The organism is Streptococcus suis (genome assembly GCF_002960445.1).
Taxonomy (GTDB): Bacteria; Bacillota; Bacilli; order Lactobacillales; family Streptococcaceae; genus Streptococcus; species Streptococcus hyiners.
The window spans coordinates 1-320 of the sequence record NZ_POJD01000054.1; the positions used below are offsets into that span (position 1 = coordinate 1).

Below are 320 nucleotides of genomic sequence, written 5' to 3' on the forward strand. Positions count from 1 at the left end.
GTACATGTAACCGATCTCACGACCACCGACACCGATGTCACCAGCAGGGACGTCAAGTGAAGGTCCGATGTGTTTTTGCAATTCAGTCATGAAGCTTTGGCAGAAGCGCATGATTTCAGCATCAGTTTTTCCTTTAGGATCAAAGTCTGAACCACCTTTACCACCGCCGATTGGAAGACCAGTCAAGACGTTTTTGAAGATTTGCTCAAAACCGAGGAACTTCAAGATGGATTGGTTTACAGTTGGGTGGAAGCGAAGACCGCCTTTATAAGGACCTACAGCTGAGTTGAACTGAACACGGTAGCCACGGTTGACTTGAA

General features: G+C 46.9%; 1 protein-coding gene. It reads right to left on the reverse strand.

Annotated features, from left to right (window positions below; translation table 11 throughout):
• Positions 1-320: Glu/Leu/Phe/Val dehydrogenase dimerization domain-containing protein (locus C1G53_RS00275; protein WP_330847450.1), on the reverse strand; the 320-nt coding region annotated here is incomplete at both ends.